Here is an 18,302-nt window from a genome sequence, read left to right as displayed (position 1 = left end):
CTAACCACCCTTGTAGGCGTTTAGCATGTCCCACATAGGGGTAAAGATACCTAAGGCTAAAATCAATACCATGCCTGACACCACACAAATCAGAATGGGCTCTATCTTTGCCGTCAGTGCTTTCAAGTCGTATGCCACTTCTCTTTCGTAAAACGAAGCAACTTCCGTCAACATATCGTCAACCTGGCCTGTTTCTTCGCCTACGGCTAACATTTGGAGCACTAAAGGCGTAAATAATTCACTTTGTACCGCCACCCGCAGTAAGCTCTCACCGCGTTCTATATTTTTCCGCATCTCGCGGATTTTTTCCGCCATATAGTCATTGTCTACGGCTTCAGCCACCAGGGTTAAAGCTGAAGTTAAAGGCACACCTGCTCTTAGCATCATAGAAAAGCTGCGGCTAAATCGCCCCAACGTCGCCCGCACAATAATAGAACCCATTAAAGGGGTTTTAAGCTTCCAGTAACTCCATTGATAGCGGCCTTTTTCTGTTTGTAAATAAAGCCTCAAAGCCCAGATACAGCCGATCAGCGCCGCCAGCATCAGTTTCCAGTGATTAATAAAAAGATTGGAACTGGCCAGCAAGACCCGGGTCGCCCAGGGCAACTCCGTATTAAATTTCGCAAACATAGTGGCGAATTGCGGTATCACCAGCATATTCATCAACACCATGGCTACAGCAATAGCAAAAAGCACAAAAGTCGGATAACGGGTGGCTTGTTTAATTTGCTTTTTGGTTTCCATTTCCTGCTCAAAATAGCTGGAAAGTTGCAAAAAGGATTCATCTAAACGACCGGTGTTTTCACCCACATGCACTATCGACACCACCAAACGGCTGAATATCTTCGGGTGCTGTGCCATAGCTGCAGATAAAGTACGGCCTTTTTCCAACTGATCAGCTAAATCTAACAGCACCATATTTAAGGCTGAAGAACTGGTGCTTTCCGCTAAACCAACAATAGCGCGGATAATAGGAATACCGGCTTTCATCAGTGAATACATCTGGCGCGAGAAAATAATCAGCTCAGTCATACTGACCCGCTGCCAAGGCCAGACAATAGCAGTGCTGGTTTGTTTCTCTTCCTGCAGCTGAATTTTTATTGGAATTTGACTACGTTTAAGCAGCATATCTGCCGCAGCCGTCTCGCTACCCGCTTCAATACTGCCGCTGATCGCTTGACCTTGTCGGTCTCTGGCTGTGTAGCTGAAGGTTGCCATTAGATAAGATCCAGCTCTGCAGTAGTGATACTAACCGGCTCTTCTAATTCAAGATATTCCGATACTTTAATCACTTCTTCTATACTGGTCAGCCCTTGCATCGCATAATCCAGCGCCATATCACCCAAAGGCCTAAAGCCTTCGTTGTTACGGGCAGCAATAGCAAAACCTTCGGCGTCACTGCGACGCAGCGCATCCGCCAGTTCGCGGTTCATCACCAGTAATTCAAACACGCCAATGCGGCCTGAATAGCCTGTGTGGTTGCAGTTCTGACAACCTTCACCACGCCAGAACTGCTGGCTTGGTGTTATGTGCTTGTGCTGTAACCAGCTGATTTCAGAAGAATCCGGTGTGTACGGTTTTTTGCAATGTGGGCATAAACGTCGCACCAACCGCTGCGCCAGAATGGCCCGCAAGGCACTAGCCACTAAATATTCAGCGGCGCCCATATCAATTAAACGTAAGGTACTGCTGATTGCATCGTTGGTGTGCAAAGTCGACAACACCAGGTGACCTGTTAAAGCACCACGTAAGCCAATTTCTGCGGTTTCCTGATCACGCATCTCACCGACCATGATGATGTCGGGATCCTGACGTAAGCTGGTTCTTAATACATTACTGAAGGTCAGGCCTATTTTGTGGTTTACCTGCACCTGATTAATACGAGGCAAACGGTATTCCACCGGATCTTCCACCGTAATAATTTTATTGCCTTCTTTATTCAGCTCGCTGAGCATGCCGTACAAACTGGTGGTTTTACCCGAACCTGTAGGGCCAGTGACCAAAATCATACCGTGAGGTGTTTTTAAGATACGGCGCAAACGTTTCAGCAGCGCATCCGGCATACCGGTTTGTTCCATCGTCAGCAAACCTGCTGATTGGTCTAATAAACGCATTACCACCGACTCGCCATATTGCACAGGCATAGTCGACATCCGCACATCTATAGTGCGACCTTTAATTTTGATTTGAAAACGGCCATCCTGCGGCAAACGTTTTTCTGAAATATCCAGCTGCGCCATCAGCTTTAAACGCAGTACCAACGCCGGCACTATACTGACTTCTTTTAACACGTTTTCCTGCAATACACCGTCGACCCGCTGGCGAATACGCAGCAGTTTTTCGTCCGGTTCGATATGAATATCCGAAGCCCGCACTTGCACCGCATCCTCAAAAATAGATTGCAGCAGCTTGACGATAGTGTTGTCGTTATCTGTTGGGTCGCTTAAGGCGCCAAAGTCCAGAATATCGGTTTCGGCGTATTCTTCTTTGAGCTGAGTGGCAAAACTTTCAATCTGTTTAGTACGACGATATAAACGGTCAAAAGCGCTAATCAGTTGGCTTTCCCGTACTATCGCAATAGAGATATCTTTCGGCGCCAGCATAGGCGCTATCTGGTCCAGCACAGACAAATCGGCTGGATCGCTCATGCCCAACAAGACGGAACTGCCTCTGTCTTCCAGCACTAAGGCGCGGAAACGACGGGCATGCACTTCAGGCAACAAGGCAACAGCTTTGGGATCAATTTGCTGAGAACTGATGTCGAGCAAATCTACTTTGAGTTGTTGCGATAAAAACTGCAGTAACTGATCTTCAGTCAAAAACTGCATATCAATCAGGCTGCTACCCAGCTTGCGGCCAGTTTTTTGCTGCTGCGCCAAAGCTTGCTGCAATTGCTGCTCACTGATGATGTTTTCATGCACCAACAGGTCGCCAAGTCGCATTTTTAGTCTGGGTTTTAACATAAAATCACTCTAACGCCGCTATGCGTTTTTTTACATAGTTCAGGCTTTCAGCTGACAAGCCAAAGCCGTTTACTGCCACCTGACGATAAGCATGTAATGCCTGCTCTGATTGTGACATCGCATCGTAACTTAATGCCATCCCCAGCCACCAACGCGCCTGTTCAGGCTGCTGACGAGCCAATTGCTGGAACACTTGCACAGCTTGAGCATGCTGACTGGTTTTTTGCAAGGCAGCAGCTTTTAACGCATAAAAGTCAGTGTAGTTAAAAATATCCGGCTCGTACTGTAAGTAGCTCAGCGCTTTACTCCAGTCTTGCTGTTTCAGCGCTAAAGCGGCCAGCGCCATAGATAACTTTGGATCCTGCACACCGGCGGCACTTGCCTGTTCCAGAATCTGCACAGCAGCTGCGTCATTCCGCTGAATTTGAGCCAGACGCGCTAACTCTAAATAAGCCTCACTATCGGAGGGTTCAAGCTGACGCACTTGTTGCCAGTAACTTACCGCCTGACTTAACTTGCCAATAGCTTCAGCCTTTTGCGCTTTGTTCTTTAGCAAGTCTTTTTGTTGTTCCGGACTAAGTTGTACTTTTTCAATAGCCAGAGAACGGGGTTTATCTGCTACCTGCGGTGTATCGTTCCAGTCGGGTTCAATAGCAGTTTCAGACTCGGTAGCAAAGTCACCGCTTTGGTCAAATTCGTTCACCTGCACTTCGTCTGTTACTTCTGTATAGGCCAACGAAGTTTCATTGCTAGCGGCAACAGGTTCAGCCACAACAACCTCAACAACACGCTCTTCAGCGACAGGTTGTTTTACAAAAGGCTGTAATTCAGGTTCTGCCACTATGACTGGTTCTGCTACTGGCTTCTTAGCAAGCTGAGCTGCAGCTTCTGGTGATATGCGGGTAGCTACCACACCCTGCAGGCTGACAGGTTCTGCCGGGACATTAGTTACTGCTGACAGACTTTGTGCCTGTGGCACCAGCTCTGCAACAGCAGCGAGCGGATGCACCTGACCTTTTTGTACTTCAGCTGCTGTAGTGGCTTGTTCGGTTTTAATGGAGAACCGCTCCATATACCAGGCCTGACCACACCAGCCCGCTAATAAAGCCAGAGGCACAGCTCCCCACAACAACAGATGTGACTTACGTTGTGGTTTAAAGCTGGCAAAACCTCTGTGCGGTTGTTGCTGTTGCTGCTTGTCTAAATCACGCAGCATCTTGTTGATCACGCTCATAACCACAGCCCCCGGAAATGCCAGGCAGCTGCTGCTGTGATCAACAGCACTGAAATCAGTACTGCAAGGAAAATGGGGTTTAGAGCTGACATCTGAATTTGCACGTCTTCAGTATCTTTTGCGGCATAACGTAAATGTTTGGTGTCCACCTGCAGCTTATTTTCGCCAAAGGCCAACATCAGGCCTTTATGACTTAACACATTCACTAAACGTGGGATCCCTCTGCTGTATTTCCAGATAGCTTTTAATGCACCAGGTGAAAATAATGGTTGTCGAACACCAGCAATATCAATGCGGGTGCTGATATAAGCCTGCACTTCATAAAAAGACATGCCACGTAATAAATAGGAAAAACTAACACGCTGGCGCAACTGGCGGAATTTATAACTGGCTAAGCGTTTATCCAGCTCAGGCTGGCCAAACAGCACCACTTGCAACAGTTTACGTTGCTCAGTTTCCAGATTCGTTAATAAGCGTAATGCTTCTAAGGTGTCGTCAGGCAAAGCCTGAGCCTCATCGATAATCAGCACCACTCGTTTGCCTTCAGCGGCCAGCGCAACCAAACGATGCTGTAGCAGCTGAAGCAACTGTTGATTATCTACGGTATCGGCCTGTTTTAACCCCAACTCAGTAGCAAAGGCCCAGCGTAACTCCAGCGGAGACAAATAAGGATCCGGAATATAAGCAATGACCCAATCTTCAGGTGCGTCATTCATCAGCTTGCGACACAGCATAGTTTTACCTGTGCCAACCTCGCCTGTGACTTTGATAAAACCTTCACCAACATTCAGGGCTGTATTCAGCACCTCTAAGGCTTCATGATGCTGAGGTAAATCGACATAAAACGCCGTGTTTGGAGTCAAACTAAAAGGGGTTTGCTGTAAACCAAAGTGGCGTAAATACAACATAATCAGTTCTTCGGATACCATTGATCAATCAAATCGGCAGACTGCTTCAGCTGTTGTTGCATAGCGCTGCCGGACGATACCGTAGGTTTAATCAGAATAATCAGTTCTTTTTTCCGCTCTACTTTACTGATGCTGGTAAATAACTTGCCCACTAATGGCACAGAACCAAGCACCGGCACTTTAGATTCACTGTCACTGATGGTGGATTGCATTAGGCCACCTATCACGACGATTTCACCGTTACGGGCTTTAATAATAGTATCGGATTCACGAATATTGGTCTGAGCCGAAGGCAGGGTAAAAGCGCTGGTGCCACCTAAATTGATCGACTTGCTCAGTTCAGTGGTCTCAGATACAGAAGGGTGTACATGTAAAATCACGTCACCATCGACGTTAATCTGGGGGGTTACATCCAAAGCAATACCAGAGAAGAAGGGTTCCAACTCAGGAATGGGTACGTCTCTGGTGATACCTGTGCCAGTGCCCGTAGTATCGGTCAGATTGGAACTGCTGCTGACGCCAGTGACATAATATTCATCGGAGCCCACTTTAATCACAGCTTTTTGATTGTTGATAGCCGTCACTCGTGGGCTGGATAACACTTGCGCATTGCCCTGAGTTTCCAGCAGGTTAATGACGCCACTAAAGTCATCGCCTTCAAAACCTATGCTGCCTAAGCCGCCAATCTGAGCAGTAATATTATTACCCAGGGTAAAGCTGTTATTGCTGAAATTGATATCGGTAGAACCTATGGTTCCTGCGATTTGACTCCAGTTAATACCTTGTTGATAGTCATCATTTAAGGTCACTTCAATGATTTTGACTTCCAGTATCACCTGACGCTGCAAACTTTCTTCGGTCTGGCCTAAATAAGCACGCACTGCTTCAATTTCTGCAGGCAAACCCCGAACTGTGACTAAACCCGCCTGCGGACTTACCACTACAGCTCTGTCCGGGCCTGAGCCCATCACACCTGTAATAGCTTCTTTTAAATCTTTCCAAAAATCGGTTTCACTGGAGCTTTGCACCGAGCTGCCATTGCCTTGTCCACCCTGGCCGTTTTGACCATTCTGGTTGTTACCGTTTTGATTATTGTTGTTCTGGTTGTTGTTATTCTGGTTACCATTTTGGTTATTGTTGGAATTACCGTTACTGTTGCCATTTTGAGACGAAGAAATACCACCAGCTGTTACAGAAATAGAAGAACTGCCCGAACGTTGCATCAACAAATAATTCACTGGAATAGTTTCAGTGCGTAAACCACCGGGCATCACTTTGTAAATAGAACCGACCTGCTGGATATGGTAACCATACAACTGTTCAACAACGGAAAATGTTTCATTTAACGTCACTTGTTTTAAATCAAGCGTGATCTGACCCGATACTGCAGGGTGAATAGCCACACTGTAATCTGTATCTGCCACTAAAGAAGTAAAGAAATCAGCCACATCTACATTCGCAGCCGCTACATTAAAGCGCGGCTGCATCGACTGACCTTGTTGCATCGGGGTAGCAAGAGCTAATAAATCCTGAGTGACACTGTCAGGTACAACAGGAGCTGCTGGTTTAGGTTGTTTCTGTGATTCAGCTAAAGCGGCCTGCGCCTGCTGTGGCACTTTAGTGTCCTGCAAGCCCTGGCAAGCAGCTAAACTCAGGCTGATGAAAGCTAATGTAAAATAGTTTTTCTTAAAATAATTCATTGAGTTTTCATCGCTTTAAACAGACTTAAGGTTAAACGTTCATTCGCTTGCTGTAACACCACTTGCGAGCGGTTAATGCTCAGCACTGTATAGCCATCAATTTCATCACCTTGTTTCACTGACTGACCATTGATTAACGCCATATGTTGTCCCTGCACATTTTTGATCAGGCCCAGCTTAAATTTAGCACTCAGGTCCACTGCTTCGGGATCTGCTGCCACATTTACAGGTACAGCCATTGCCATATCAGGTTTTGTTGGGTCTGAAGCAGCAAGCACAGCAGCACTCAGAACCAAACACAGGCTACAACTTAATATAACTTTCATTGTCACTCACAGTCAGTAAATGCAAAGTCAGCTCTGCATCAGGGTATTCAGTTACTTTATAGTCGATACTTTGCCAGCCCAGTGACCAGGGCAAGGTATCAAGACGTTCCAGTACAGCCGCTAATGCAAAATAATTACCCGTTAACACCACCACCGTAGAGTGTTGATAAATAACGGCTTTATTATCAGTACCTTGCTCCGAAAAAGTTAAAGGCACAGGCGGATTGGCGATCACTGATTTCATTTTTACATTATTGCTACTTTTTAGCACGTCTTGTAGTACAGACGCCATGCGCTCTGAGCCGATAAAATAGCTGGTCAGTTTAGAAATCTGTTGCTGTAGCTCTTGCTCCTGATGCTGCAGGCTCTCCAGTTCGACTTTGTAATTAGCATCGATATCGACTCCAGCCTGCTGCTGCAAGGCTATGAGTGTATTGCTTTGCTGCTGCGTCGTCATAGTAGCACTGGTTATTTGCTGCTCTGCTTTACGCAACTCTTCAAAAGCCGGTACTAAGAGTTGCAGCATAAAAAGCCATAAAGCTAACAACAGAGCGCCAATAAAAGCTGTGTACTTTTCCCGCTCTTTTAAAGCGCTGAAGCGCTCAGACATTTGCTGCCATGCACTCATGGTTTCGTCTCCTCAGACGCAACACCAGCTGCGGAAGAGGTGACTTTAAAGGCCAAAGCTTCTGTGTTTTCTACTTGTTTAATTTCAAACTGAGAAAAAGTATGACCTTTAAAAAACTCTGTGCCACCTAACTGGTTCAGCCATTTTGGCAATAATTCGGGCTCTGTGACATAACCACTAAACTGGCTGGAATTGGCATTTAAACTAAAACCACTCAGCCAAAAACCCTGAGGGTCAATGCTGGCGAGATACTTAAACACAGGGGAATATTTTACTGAAGTTTTTAATTGCTCACCCTGCACAAATTGCAGCAGCTTTTGTTTTTGCGCAATAATCTGATTCAGCTCAGTACGCTGCTTTACCAAAGCAGGTGATGGCTGACGACTCCCCAGGGTAGCCTGCAATTGGGTTAATTGTTGTTCCTGAGCTTTTACCTGCTGCTGCAATACCGCTAATTCAGCTTGTTTCGTTTGCGTTTGCATATTCATAACCAGACCAGCAATCAGCAAGACAACACAAAGCCCAAGGGTACTGCTGACCAGTAACTTTAAACTGATTTTTTCTTTAACAGGCTGCAATGCCTGCACATAAAGGTTAACCCGCAGCTTCAAGGTTCACCTCCCGTTGTGCGCACAATGGCTCTATAGCACCGGCCAATGCTAACCAATACAGGCTAAACTGCTCTGCTGACATTTGCACGCCTGCATCTTTGGCTGAGATAGCAAATACCTGAGAAAACCCATTTTGAACAAACAATTGCACCACGCCAGTCTGATTTGAATTTGATAACAACAGTGCAATTTCTCTGACTGGAGCTTGTTTCAGCTGGCCTTCGAAATAATCAATAGACCGCTGTAATTCAAGCAATAAATTATCAAACACACCTTGCTGCATTTCATCCAGACTGTATTGATCCAGCCGATTAAAACCACGCAAACGACGGGAGAAGCATAAGTTGCCTTGCTGTAATATTTGCACAGCCAAATCCTGGCCACTCTGATGGGATACCAGCATTAATGCCTGATTTTTAGCAGGTAATAAGTTTCGTGCTAACCATTCTTCCGGCTGAATTCCCACCAACTGCAGCTTATTCTGCACAAACAAAGCAACAATGTCTGCCAACCAGCTTTTTGAACTGACGACCACATTCACTTTGATACCCTGTAATTGGTTTTGCAAAGGCAGATCCAGATAATCCAGCACCATGTCATCATCAGGCAAGGTCACTAAATCTTTGATAGTCCAGGGTAATGCTAATGAGATTTCATCGTCAGGCACTGCAGGTTTATCAATCTGCAACACCATATAACGTTCTGGCGGGATCACTAAAGTACACTGACAATCAGGAGGTAACTTTGCTGCTACGGTTTTAAAAGCCGCAGATAGTTGCGCCGCGGAACCAAACTGTTCCACGAACATTTGTTCAACCCGCTGTTCTGTTGCAGATTGCTGAGTAACCACAACAACCTTTAAACTATTGGCAGACAGATGAACACCGGCAAACACATGACCGTTTTTTTTAGTTAATTTTAATTGCGCCAATAGCTTTGTTAACATAAGGGCAAATACTACCTACTGTTCTTTCTTAATTATTATGATGCTAAAGTAGCACAAAAACGATAAAAATGATAAAAATTCGCTCCAAATAGACAACAAAGAATGAAACTAACCTCTTATCTACAGTGGCAAAAGCTTCAACACCCTGTTTTGACGGACCATCAGACGGAACTTTGGCTGCGTTACGCTCCAAGTGACAACCCGGACATATCCGGAAACAAATTATTGAAACTAAAATACCAGTTGGAACTGGCACTGCAACAAAAATATCAGGGCTTGTTAACCTTTGGCGGTGCTTTTTCCAATCATCTGGTCGCTACGGCCGCGGCGGCTGCCAAAAATAACCTGAAAAGTATAGGTATAGTGCGGGGCGAAGACGCTGATCTAAATAATCCTACTTTGGCAATATGTCAGTCTTATGGCATGCAATTAATTCTGGTCAGCAGAGCTTATTACCAGAGTCGTCATCTGTCCGAAACAATACAGCAGCTCAATAACCAATTCCCAGGTTATCTGCATATTCCTGAAGGGGGTACATGTGAAGCGGCTGTACGTGGTGTCAGTGAACTGGATATGCGTAACACACCCAATGGCCCTGCGTCTTTGCTGATTTGCGCCGTGGGCAGCGGCGGCACCATAGCAGGCCTTATTCATGGCGCTGAAAGCACCGCAGTCTTAGGCATTGCGGTTGTGAAAGATTTGAGTTTGCCTGAGAAGATAAAGCAATTTTTGCCTACAAGCCGTCTCTGGCCCGAATGGCAATTAATACAGGCGGTACATCAGCCGCGTTATGGACGTTTTGATCAAGAACTATGGCAATTTTGCCAGTCTTTTGCTGATCAGAAAGTGCAGCTTGAACCCATCTATACCGGTAAAGCTTTGTACTCTGTATTTGAGCTGATTAAAAGTGGTGTCATTCTCAAAGGCAGCCGCCTGAGCTTTTTTCACACAGGCGGTCTGCAGGCGCTGAAAGGACTGGCCTATCGTGGTCTGATTAATCCGATAACTGATTCTGAGCAATAAGACGGGCCAACGGTTGACTGAAGTAATAGCCTTGCGCCCCTGTTACCCCTAACTTTTTCAGACATTGCCACTCAGGGTCTTGCTCCACCCCTGTAGCTATCACTTTTATATCTTTGCCAACACAAGAAGCCAGTAAGCCCCGAATAAACAGCTGTTGTTCCAGCTGATGATCGATACCCCGCACTACGGCTGGATGAATTTTTAACATACGGATAGGTAGTTCATCGGTATAAGGTGTGGCATCCAGACTTAATCCGACATGGTCTACGATCAGCTCAAAACCCCACTGATGCAGTTGTAGTAATTTAGGTTTCAGGCTTTTGTAGTGTTTAATTAAATGATGTTCATGAAACTCAAGCGCAAAATCTGTCGCTACTATAGCTTTGCTGTCCACCTGCTGCTGCAACCAATGCCACCAGCTGTCATCCGTTAAAGACTGCGTATTTAAATTCACACTGCAGCGACAATGTTCCAACGCTTCGGTTTCGCTCAGTTTGGCGACTTTGAGCAACACATATTGATCAATAGCACCCACCAAACCACAGTTAGCTGCCATAGGTAAAAATAATGCAGCCGCGAGTTTATCACCATCGCTGCTGGCCAGCCGGACCAAGACCTCATGCTGTAATACATCATTGTCCTGCCAGGAAAACACCGGCTGAAAACTCAGTAAAAACCGCTGATCTTTCAGGGCGTTATGTAGCTCAGTCCGCCACCAGACTGAACCTTTAATTTTAGGTTTTTGTGGATCATTAAAACCATAAGCGGCGTTAGGTCCCATCAACTGGGCAGTTTTTAACGCCATATCAGCTTCGGCCATCAACTGGTAAGAACTTTGCCCCTGCTGATACAACACAAAACCTATATGCACTAAATCAAAATCCTGACACTCGTCAAAAAAGTTAGCCTGACTCAATACCTGCGCCATTCGATCGCCCAGTTGTTCCGCTTCTTTACCGGTGAAGCCAGGGATAAGTATCGCCAGATCGTTTTCAGCCAATCGGGCCATCACAGCATAAGGCCAGTTAGCCACCAACTCGACAACCAGTTCCACACAACCCCGCAGACGCTTGAGTTTAATCAGGTTGGATACGTTAGGTTCTGGATGCGACAACTGCACTAAAAATACAGCGCCACTGGCTACTTCTGTGCTTTCTGTTAAATAATGATTTAAGCGGCTTTCAAAAAACACTCTGTTGCCTATCGCCAGCTCGTGATCCACCAGGCCCTGTACCCGCACCAATTGACGAATTTCACTATCGCGTTTTTGCCAGTTTTGCAGCTTTAATAAAACCCGCTGCAACTGAGTGGCCGGGTTGGTTTCGCGATGAAATGGCAACTCTAAATGGGTAAGCAGTAATTGAGTTTGCTGTTCCAGTTGCTGTAACTCCTGTCTGAATTGCTGCTGATAAGAACGGATCCACAGCAACCATACCAGCCAGATCACAAAAGGCAGATTCAGTAACAGATAGTCCTGCGCGCTCCAGCTTTGCACCAATTCAGGTGAGAGATGTAACACCGGATTAGAGCCATCCAAAGCAACAAAATCAGTTGCGACTGGTGGTGGACTGGATAACAGTTTTAACTGGCCTTGCTCACTGACAAGCCAGGACTGTTGCTGCAACGGCTGTAAACTCAGCCATTGTTGCCACTGCTGCTGACGATGCTGCAGTTGTAATTCACCAATACTATAAAAGCTGACATTGACCAGCAGTAACACCAGTACGCTAAGTAACTGCTGCCAATGACGTTTCTTTTGGACTATCTGGCTTAACCACATTACAACTCCTTTTGTCTCAAACAGCGAATGTATTAAGTGTGAGTCAAGTTTAAGCACTATGCCGAGTTTTTTGTTGTGTTTTCCCCCTCTTGTTACGACCAGACAAAATGACAGTGACTTTGGTATAGTAAAGCCAGAATCATTAGAAAAAATAACAGGACAGACGAATGGAATGGCAAGTTGCAGGCTTTAGCCAGCTGGATTCATACACTGTATACGCCATGCTGCAGTTAAGGGTCGATGTATTTGTGGTTGAACAAAACTGCCCTTACCCAGAACTGGATAACAAAGATTTGCACCCGCAAACCCGGCATATATTGCTTAAAAAAGGCGACAAAATTTTAGCCTACGCCCGGGTATTAGCGCCTGGTGTCAGTTACGAAAACAGCCCTGCTTTAGGCCGTATTTGTGTATCACAAACTGCCCGTCGCCTGGCTTTGGGCCGTGGTTTAATGGATAAGGCTCTGGATGTCGCCAGTAGCTGCTGGCCTGATCTGGAGATCCGTATTTCCGCTCAGTGTTACCTGCAACGTTTTTACGAGTCTTTTGGTTTTATCGCTTGCAGCGAACCTTATCTGGAGGATGATATTCCTCATCTGGAAATGGCTCGCCCGGTAACGCCTTTAGGTGCGGAAACCGTATAACTGATCTGTTCCATTGATCAGCTATATCTGCGGCTCAGCACTCAGGCGCTTGAGCCGTATAACTGTTCTGCACGATTAAACAAGACCCAACTGGTTAGAATATATTTATCGTCTGACACAGGCACACAACCTCTGTGAGTGTGAGTAAAGTAAGCCGGCGCTATCACCATACGGCCGGCTTTGGGCTGAATCGCTTTATTCTGGTAATAAAACTCAGTCTGACCACCTTCAGCAACATCATTTAAATAAAACATAAACAGCAAAGTGCGATGCAAAGGTTCATTGTTCGGTAACTGTGGGTACACCTCTGAGTGCCAGTAGCCATAATTGCCTTTACCTTGCTGGTATTTTTGCATCTGAATAGGGCCAAGCCGATACAAAGTACGCATAAAGTTGTCAGCCTGTGGAGCTCCCAGTTGCTGATAATTCTCAGCTGTCACTGTCACCATACGCTGCTCTGATGGGTGAGCTACAGTCATGCTGACAGGGCCAATCAGCGCAAAATGGTACTTCTTAAAATACTGCGCCACATAACTGGTGGTGTACTTAATAATCTCACTCAGAGCCGGGTGATAGTCCTGATACTGATTTAAATACAAGTCAGTGCTTAATTTTTTACTGGTATCGACACCACCGCCAGTGCGCCCTGCTGTGGTGTGAGGGCTCTGCTCAAATAGCTTGATCAGTTGCTGACAAAACTCTTGTGGTAATACATCATCATAAACTTCAATAAAATCATTCATAGTTTTTAGGTTATTGTTATGTTTAAAGAAATTATTCAGCCCCGCTTTAATGAAACGGATGCTCTGGGTCATATCAACAATACAGTGCTGACGCAGTGGTTTGAAGGGGCAAGAGATCCTATTTTCAAATTATTTACACCTGATCTCGATACCAGACAGTGGCGATTAATACTCGCCAGTATCAATGTGCAGTTTAAAGCAGAGCTGTTTTATGGCGTGCCGGTTGAATTACGTACCGGGATCAGCATGGTTGGTAACAGTTCGTTTGAAGTGCATCAAGAGGCATGGCAAAAGGATCAGTGCTGCGCTTTGGGTAAAGCCGTACTGGTGCAATACGATTTTGCTACCAAACAGAAAATACTGTTGAGTACCGAACAAAAAGCAGCGTTAAACGAACACTTAGCCAGCTAATTCGGGCTTTGGTCGCGTGCCGCTGGTAATTTAGGTAAGCTCTGATTAGTTTGAGTGCTCCTGTATTTCAGAGGCACAACCATAATGAAAAAAATCTTACTCTGCAGCCTGATTGCGTTATCTCCTCAACTGATGGCGTATGACCGTATTACCGGCGCTGATTTTGCCAGCCGCTCCGAAGTGATAGCTCCTCATGCAATGGCCGCTACCAGCCAGCCATTAGCCACTCAAATTGCTTTGGATATTATGAAACAAGGTGGCACAGCGGTAGATGCTGCTATTGCTGCCAATGCCGCTTTAGGTTTGATGGAACCTACTGGCAACGGTATAGGCGGTGATTTGTACGCTATTATCTGGGACGGTAAAACCAATAAAATTTATGGCCTCAATGCTTCAGGTCGCTCCCCTAAAGGTTTAAGTCATAAACAACTGGCCAAAGAGCTGAAAAAACTGGGTCGTGAAGATTTGCCTCCTTATGGCATGTTACCCATCAGCGTACCTGGCGCAGTAGATGGCTGGTTTGAGATGCATCAGAAGTTTGGCAAATTGCCTATGACGCAAATTCTGCAACCTGCCATTACTTATGCCGAACAAGGTTTTCCGGTCAGCGAGCTGATCGCATATTACTGGGACAGATCAGTACCACGCTTAAAAGACCAGCCGGGTGATTTTGTCGGTACTTTTACCATCAATGGCAAAGCACCAGCTAAAGGTGAGATGTTTAAAAACCCTGACTTGGCTGCCACTTATAAAGCCATAGCTACGGGCGGCCGTGATGCCTTTTACAAAGGCGACATCGCCAAAAGCATCGATGGTTTTATGAAAGCCAATGGCGGTTATCTGCGTTATGAAGATTTCGCCAGCCACAGATCGGATTGGGTAGAACCTGTATCTGTGAACTACCGTGGTTATGATGTCTGGGAATTACCACCTAATGGTCAGGGCATAGCGGCCTTGCAGATGCTGCAAATTCTGAAAAACTTCGACTTAAAAGCTATGGGCTACAACAGCGTCGAAAGTATTCACACTTTAGTGGAAGCGAAAAAACTGGCTTTTGAAGACAGAGCTAAGTTTTATGCCGATACCGATTTTAACAAGTTGCCGATTAAAGGCCTTATTTCTGAAGCTTATGGTAAAGAGCGCGCTAAGCTGATTGGCGCCAATGCAGCCCAGCGTGTTGATGCAGGCAATCCGGCCGCTTATGAAGGCGATACCATTTATATGACCACAGCCGACAAAGACGGCACTATGGTTTCACTGATCCAAAGTAACTACCGCGGCATGGGTTCAGGTGTTGTAGCACCAGGCACTGGTTTTGGTTTCCAGGACAGAGGCCAGATGTTCTCCATGGATCAAAAACACGCCAATGCTTATGAGCCGGGTAAACGCCCTTTCCAGACCATCATTCCGGCCTTTATCAGTAAAGATGGCAAACCTTTGACCAGCTTTGGTGTGATGGGTGGCGCTATGCAACCTCAGGGTCATGTGCAGATTGTGGTGAATATGGTGGATTATGGCATGAACCTGCAGGAAGCTGGGGATGCCGCGCGCTGGCAACATCTGGGCAGCACTGAGCCGACCGATTCACAGGCTACTTATTTAACCAATGGTGGTTATGTTCAGCTGGAAAAAGGTGTGCCTTATGAAACTGCCCGTGAGCTGATGAAAAAAGGCCATGATGTGCGTTACGCTTTGGGTGAATACGGCGGTTATCAGGCCATTATGAAAGACCCTAAAACCGGCGTTTATTACGGCGCTTCTGAATCCCGTAAAGACGGCCAGGCTGCAGGCTATTAACAGTGGGGTCGGAGCTATCAGCTCTGACCCCAAAATCAGATATTCAGCCGTTCTTCTCTTTATATCGACCGACATAAGGGTCAGAACCAAGGTTCTGACCCTATGCCAACAACTGCTTTAGTATGTCTTCCCGCTGTTCAGGGCTTAGCTGTTGCACTTCTGTACCTTCAGCTCGTATTTGTTTTAGCTGATCGCCCAGCAGGATATCGCGGCCTTGTTCGTGGTGTTTAATCACCAATAACTTCTGCACAAAAATCGTATCCGGATGGGTAGAGTTCAGGTAGTTGGCGGGCATAAAGTCGACCCACTCGCTGGCATAAGTTTCAAAACCAAACTGACTTAACCACTGGCCATCCACCAAGGCCTGTACCACATAAGCCCCACTTTGCTCTGTGGTTAAACGGAACTGATCAAAGTCCTGCTGCTGCACTTGTTCTAACGAAGATAAAGCGATAGGGGCACGAATACCGTAGCTGCCAAAACCTAAATCACAGATCCACTGGTCACCATCAGCTTCCACCAATAACACCATATGAGTTTTAGGCCGGCGCACCGGATAAAACATAGGGCGACAGGCGATAAACTTGTAGCTAAAACCCAAAGCCTGTAATGCCATCGCAAAGAGGCCATTGACCTCATAACAGTAACCACCACGGCCCTGGCCTACTATTTTTTCGACTATCTGTTCCGGCACTAAGGAGACAATTTTACCGGCCTGCACATCCAGGTTTTCAAAGGCAACGCTAAAGAGCTGAGCACGCATCAGCTTTGTTAAGGTTTCAGCATTGCGCTCTAAAGACCCTGTATAACCAATACGTTTCAGGTAAGACTCTAACTGGAAATTTTCTGCATACATAAAGCTTTGACCTGCGTAATTAATGAGTGGATGAACCGGCTTTATCCTGCACTAAAATCCAGGGGGAAATCACCACGGCCCAAAGTTCGGCTTTTTGCTCAACCCATAGTTGAGCCTGGGTATCGCCTACTCTGTCGACTAAACCAGCTTGTAGCCAGTTCTGCACTGCAGTTTTGTCATCCTGACTAAAAGCAAAAGCCACATCCACTAAATCCAATTCAGCGGAGACCTGAATCACGGAGCCTGCAGCATAAAATTTTTGCAGCTCCAGCCAGTTGATACGGGCTGTTTCGCTGATGATTTTGGCTTTTAGTACATCGGGTTCTACTTCAAAATTTTCGTGCATCGATTTATCTCTTACTATTCCAATTCATCGCTTTGCTATTCTAATTCGTCGCTTTGCTCTGACACCTGAGCTGCGCTGAGTTCATGTTTTTTCAGTAGTTTATGAAAGTCTGTTCTGTTACGCCCGGCCAATTCTGCAGCCCGGGTGACGTTGCCTTCGGCCATTTTTAATACCCGGATCAAATACTGCTGTTCAAACTGATCACGGGCTTCACTTAAGGTCGGCCAGAAACTGCGGTTTTGTGATAAAGCCTGCTCAACTAAAGCCACGCTCAGGACAGGGCTTTGGGTTAAAGCCACACATTGCTCAACCACGTTGACCAATTGGCGCACATTACCTGGCCATTGGGCTGTCACCAGCGCCTGCATTGCATCTTCAGAAAAACGGTTGACCTGCACACCATGTCGCTCTGCATTTTGTTGCAGCACATGACGAGCTAACAATGGAATGTCTTCAGCCCGTTCTCTTAAAGTCGGCAACTGCAAATTCACCACGTTTAAGCGGTAATACAAATCTTCGCGGAAGCTCTGTTCCTGCATCGCCTGTTTTAAATCACGGTGCGTTGCCGATAATACCCGCACATCTATAGCAATAGTTTTAGTACTGCCCACAGGGCGGATTTGCCGCTCCTGCAAAGCCCGCAATAACTTCACCTGCAATGGCATCGGCATATCACCGATTTCATCCAGGAACAGAGTGCCGCCGTCGGCTTCGCGGAATAAACCTAAGTGTTCTGTCACTGCGCCGGTAAAAGCACCTTTGGTGTGACCAAAAAGTTCGGATTCCAGCAAATGCTCAGGTAAAGCACCACAGTTAATAGCGACAAAATGGCCTTTAGCCCGTGGACTGGCTTTATGAATGGCTTTAGCCAGCATTTCTTTACCTGTACCGCTGGCACCAGTGATTAATACACTGACGTCCCGCTGCGCCACTCTGTACGCCTGATCCAGTACCTGCTCCATCACTTTGCTGCGGGTAATAATATCAGTGCGCCATTCATCTTTGCTTGGCACATGGGACTGATGCACAGCCTGAGCTAAAATGTCGCGTAAGTCGTTATTGTTCAGAGGCTTAGTTAAAAACCCAAAGACACCACGCTGAGTGGCGGCTACAGCTTCAGGGATTGAGCCATGAGCTGTCATCAGCACCACAGGTAAACCGGCGTGGCGTTTGGCAATTTCATCAAACAAAGCCATGCCGTCTAAACCCGGCATACGTAAATCACTCAGCACCACATCAACTTTATTTTTACCCAGCAAAACCAAAGCGGTTTCAGCGCAATCCGCACTGATCACCTGATAACCTTCGCCTTCCAGACGGAGCGTTAGTAAACGTAATAAGCTGGGATCATCATCCACCAGCAATAACCGGGCGCCATTGCTCATG

The 18,302-nt window shown here is 46.3% G+C and carries 18 protein-coding genes; 4 read left to right on the top strand and 14 right to left on the bottom strand.

Going from position 1 to position 18,302, the window contains the following annotated elements:
- From LSG34_RS11625 to LSG34_RS11585, 9 genes are read right to left on the bottom strand one after another with little or no spacing between them, the layout of a single operon-like run.
- Complete coding sequence (locus tag LSG34_RS11625) at positions 1-1,218, bottom strand: type II secretion system F family protein (RefSeq protein ID WP_233009268.1); 1,218 nt, start codon at positions 1,216-1,218, stop codon at positions 1-3.
- Positions 1,218-2,963: a GspE/PulE family protein gene (locus LSG34_RS11620; RefSeq protein WP_233009267.1), complete on the bottom strand. Its 1,746-nt coding sequence runs from the start codon at positions 2,961-2,963 to the stop codon at positions 1,218-1,220. The genes LSG34_RS11625 and LSG34_RS11620 overlap by 1 nt, the downstream gene beginning before the upstream one ends.
- Before the next feature lie 4 nt (positions 2,964-2,967).
- Positions 2,968-4,197 carry a tetratricopeptide repeat protein gene (locus LSG34_RS11615; protein ID WP_233009266.1) on the bottom strand — a complete coding sequence of 410 codons (1,230 nt, stop codon included), beginning with the start codon at positions 4,195-4,197 and terminating at the stop codon, positions 2,968-2,970.
- The gene (locus LSG34_RS11610) at positions 4,194-5,105 is read right to left on the bottom strand and encodes an ExeA family protein (RefSeq protein WP_233009265.1); all 912 of its coding nucleotides are present in this window, start codon (positions 5,103-5,105) and stop codon (positions 4,194-4,196) included. The genes LSG34_RS11615 and LSG34_RS11610 overlap by 4 nt, the downstream gene beginning before the upstream one ends.
- 2 nt (positions 5,106-5,107) lie before the next feature.
- A complete protein-coding gene (gene mshL / locus LSG34_RS11605) occupies positions 5,108-6,805 on the bottom strand; it encodes a pilus (MSHA type) biogenesis protein MshL (protein WP_233009264.1) in 1,698 nt (565 codons plus the stop codon).
- Positions 6,802-7,131, bottom strand: coding sequence for a hypothetical protein (locus LSG34_RS11600; RefSeq protein WP_233009263.1), 330 nt, complete (start codon positions 7,129-7,131; stop codon positions 6,802-6,804). The genes mshL and LSG34_RS11600 overlap by 4 nt, the downstream gene beginning before the upstream one ends.
- Positions 7,109-7,759: a hypothetical protein gene (locus LSG34_RS11595; RefSeq protein ID WP_233009262.1), complete on the bottom strand. Its 651-nt coding sequence runs from the start codon at positions 7,757-7,759 to the stop codon at positions 7,109-7,111. The genes LSG34_RS11600 and LSG34_RS11595 overlap by 23 nt, the downstream gene beginning before the upstream one ends.
- Positions 7,756-8,370, bottom strand: a complete 615-nt coding sequence (locus LSG34_RS11590) for a PilN domain-containing protein (RefSeq protein WP_233009261.1) — start codon at positions 8,368-8,370, stop codon at positions 7,756-7,758. Before LSG34_RS11590 ends, LSG34_RS11595 begins: the two co-directional genes overlap by 4 nt.
- Positions 8,354-9,316 (bottom strand): hypothetical protein, encoded by a 963-nt coding sequence (locus LSG34_RS11585; RefSeq protein ID WP_233009260.1) that lies wholly within the window; start codon positions 9,314-9,316, stop codon positions 8,354-8,356. Before LSG34_RS11585 ends, LSG34_RS11590 begins: the two co-directional genes overlap by 17 nt.
- A 102-nt stretch (positions 9,317-9,418) precedes the next feature.
- Here LSG34_RS11585 and LSG34_RS11580 point away from each other — a divergent pair, with 102 nt between their 5' ends.
- On the top strand, positions 9,419-10,339 hold the full coding sequence (locus LSG34_RS11580) for a 1-aminocyclopropane-1-carboxylate deaminase/D-cysteine desulfhydrase (RefSeq protein ID WP_233009259.1): 921 nt from the start codon (positions 9,419-9,421) through the stop codon (positions 10,337-10,339).
- Here the strand turns inward: LSG34_RS11580 and LSG34_RS11575 are convergent.
- Positions 10,311-12,119: an EAL domain-containing protein gene (locus tag LSG34_RS11575; RefSeq protein WP_233009258.1), complete on the bottom strand. Its 1,809-nt coding sequence runs from the start codon at positions 12,117-12,119 to the stop codon at positions 10,311-10,313. The two genes, LSG34_RS11580 and LSG34_RS11575, sit on opposite strands and share 29 nt — an antisense overlap.
- 167 nt (positions 12,120-12,286) lie before the next feature.
- Here LSG34_RS11575 and LSG34_RS11570 point away from each other — a divergent pair, with 167 nt between their 5' ends.
- Complete coding sequence (locus LSG34_RS11570) at positions 12,287-12,763, top strand: GNAT family N-acetyltransferase (RefSeq protein ID WP_233009257.1); 477 nt, start codon at positions 12,287-12,289, stop codon at positions 12,761-12,763.
- A gap of 41 nt (positions 12,764-12,804) precedes the next feature.
- Here the strand turns inward: LSG34_RS11570 and LSG34_RS11565 are convergent, their stop codons facing one another.
- Positions 12,805-13,506 carry a 2OG-Fe(II) oxygenase gene (locus tag LSG34_RS11565; protein ID WP_233009256.1) on the bottom strand — a complete coding sequence of 234 codons (702 nt, stop codon included), beginning with the start codon at positions 13,504-13,506 and terminating at the stop codon, positions 12,805-12,807.
- Between the two features lie 18 nt (positions 13,507-13,524).
- Between LSG34_RS11565 and LSG34_RS11560 the strand changes: the two genes are divergently transcribed.
- Positions 13,525-13,917 (top strand): acyl-CoA thioesterase, encoded by a 393-nt coding sequence (locus LSG34_RS11560; protein WP_233009255.1) that lies wholly within the window; start codon positions 13,525-13,527, stop codon positions 13,915-13,917.
- 84 nt (positions 13,918-14,001) lie between these two features.
- Positions 14,002-15,714 carry a gamma-glutamyltransferase gene (gene ggt, locus LSG34_RS11555; RefSeq protein WP_233009254.1) on the top strand — a complete coding sequence of 571 codons (1,713 nt, stop codon included), beginning with the start codon at positions 14,002-14,004 and terminating at the stop codon, positions 15,712-15,714.
- A 100-nt stretch (positions 15,715-15,814) separates the two neighbouring features.
- Here ggt and LSG34_RS11550 read toward each other — a convergent pair whose 3' ends face one another.
- From LSG34_RS11550 to LSG34_RS11540, 3 genes are read right to left on the bottom strand one after another with little or no spacing between them, the layout of a single operon-like run.
- Positions 15,815-16,570, bottom strand: coding sequence for an arylamine N-acetyltransferase family protein (locus LSG34_RS11550; protein ID WP_233009253.1), 756 nt, complete (start codon positions 16,568-16,570; stop codon positions 15,815-15,817).
- A gap of 19 nt (positions 16,571-16,589) precedes the next feature.
- Positions 16,590-16,916: a DUF2288 domain-containing protein gene (locus LSG34_RS11545; RefSeq protein WP_233009252.1), complete on the bottom strand. Its 327-nt coding sequence runs from the start codon at positions 16,914-16,916 to the stop codon at positions 16,590-16,592.
- A gap of 35 nt (positions 16,917-16,951) precedes the next feature.
- A complete protein-coding gene (locus tag LSG34_RS11540; protein WP_233009251.1) occupies positions 16,952-18,301 on the bottom strand; it encodes a sigma 54-interacting transcriptional regulator in 1,350 nt (449 codons plus the stop codon).
- Position 18,302: the final 1 nt, after the last annotated feature.

Source organism: Rheinheimera faecalis (assembly GCF_021290965.1).
In the GTDB taxonomy this organism is placed as follows: domain Bacteria; phylum Pseudomonadota; class Gammaproteobacteria; order Enterobacterales; family Alteromonadaceae; genus Pararheinheimera; species Pararheinheimera faecalis.
This window is presented reverse-complemented; position numbering and strand designations above follow the sequence as displayed.

What these genes read in the sequence shown, in the direction of transcription:
- LSG34_RS11625 (WP_233009268.1), bottom strand. Translation starts at nt 1,218, where the DNA reads ATGGCAACCTTCAGCTACACAGCCAGAGACCGACAAGGTCAAGCGATC.
- LSG34_RS11620 (WP_233009267.1), bottom strand. Translation starts at nt 2,963, where the DNA reads ATGTTAAAACCCAGACTAAAAATGCGACTTGGCGACCTGTTGGTGCAT.
- LSG34_RS11615 (WP_233009266.1), bottom strand. Translation starts at nt 4,197, where the DNA reads ATGAGCGTGATCAACAAGATGCTGCGTGATTTAGACAAGCAGCAACAG.
- LSG34_RS11610 (WP_233009265.1), bottom strand. Translation starts at nt 5,105, where the DNA reads ATGTTGTATTTACGCCACTTTGGTTTACAGCAAACCCCTTTTAGTTTG.
- mshL (WP_233009264.1), bottom strand. Translation starts at nt 6,805, where the DNA reads ATGAATTATTTTAAGAAAAACTATTTTACATTAGCTTTCATCAGCCTG.
- LSG34_RS11600 (WP_233009263.1), bottom strand. Translation starts at nt 7,131, where the DNA reads ATGAAAGTTATATTAAGTTGTAGCCTGTGTTTGGTTCTGAGTGCTGCT.
- LSG34_RS11595 (WP_233009262.1), bottom strand. Translation starts at nt 7,759, where the DNA reads ATGAGTGCATGGCAGCAAATGTCTGAGCGCTTCAGCGCTTTAAAAGAG.
- LSG34_RS11585 (WP_233009260.1), bottom strand. Translation starts at nt 9,316, where the DNA reads ATGTTAACAAAGCTATTGGCGCAATTAAAATTAACTAAAAAAAACGGT.
- LSG34_RS11580 (WP_233009259.1), top strand. Translation starts at nt 9,419, where the DNA reads ATGAAACTAACCTCTTATCTACAGTGGCAAAAGCTTCAACACCCTGTT.
- LSG34_RS11575 (WP_233009258.1), bottom strand. Translation starts at nt 12,119, where the DNA reads ATGTGGTTAAGCCAGATAGTCCAAAAGAAACGTCATTGGCAGCAGTTA.
- LSG34_RS11570 (WP_233009257.1), top strand. Translation starts at nt 12,287, where the DNA reads ATGGAATGGCAAGTTGCAGGCTTTAGCCAGCTGGATTCATACACTGTA.
- LSG34_RS11565 (WP_233009256.1), bottom strand. Translation starts at nt 13,506, where the DNA reads ATGAATGATTTTATTGAAGTTTATGATGATGTATTACCACAAGAGTTT.
- LSG34_RS11560 (WP_233009255.1), top strand. Translation starts at nt 13,525, where the DNA reads ATGTTTAAAGAAATTATTCAGCCCCGCTTTAATGAAACGGATGCTCTG.
- ggt (WP_233009254.1), top strand. Translation starts at nt 14,002, where the DNA reads ATGAAAAAAATCTTACTCTGCAGCCTGATTGCGTTATCTCCTCAACTG.
- LSG34_RS11550 (WP_233009253.1), bottom strand. Translation starts at nt 16,570, where the DNA reads ATGTATGCAGAAAATTTCCAGTTAGAGTCTTACCTGAAACGTATTGGT.
- LSG34_RS11545 (WP_233009252.1), bottom strand. Translation starts at nt 16,916, where the DNA reads ATGCACGAAAATTTTGAAGTAGAACCCGATGTACTAAAAGCCAAAATC.
- LSG34_RS11540 (WP_233009251.1), bottom strand. Translation starts at nt 18,301, where the DNA reads ATGAGCAATGGCGCCCGGTTATTGCTGGTGGATGATGATCCCAGCTTA.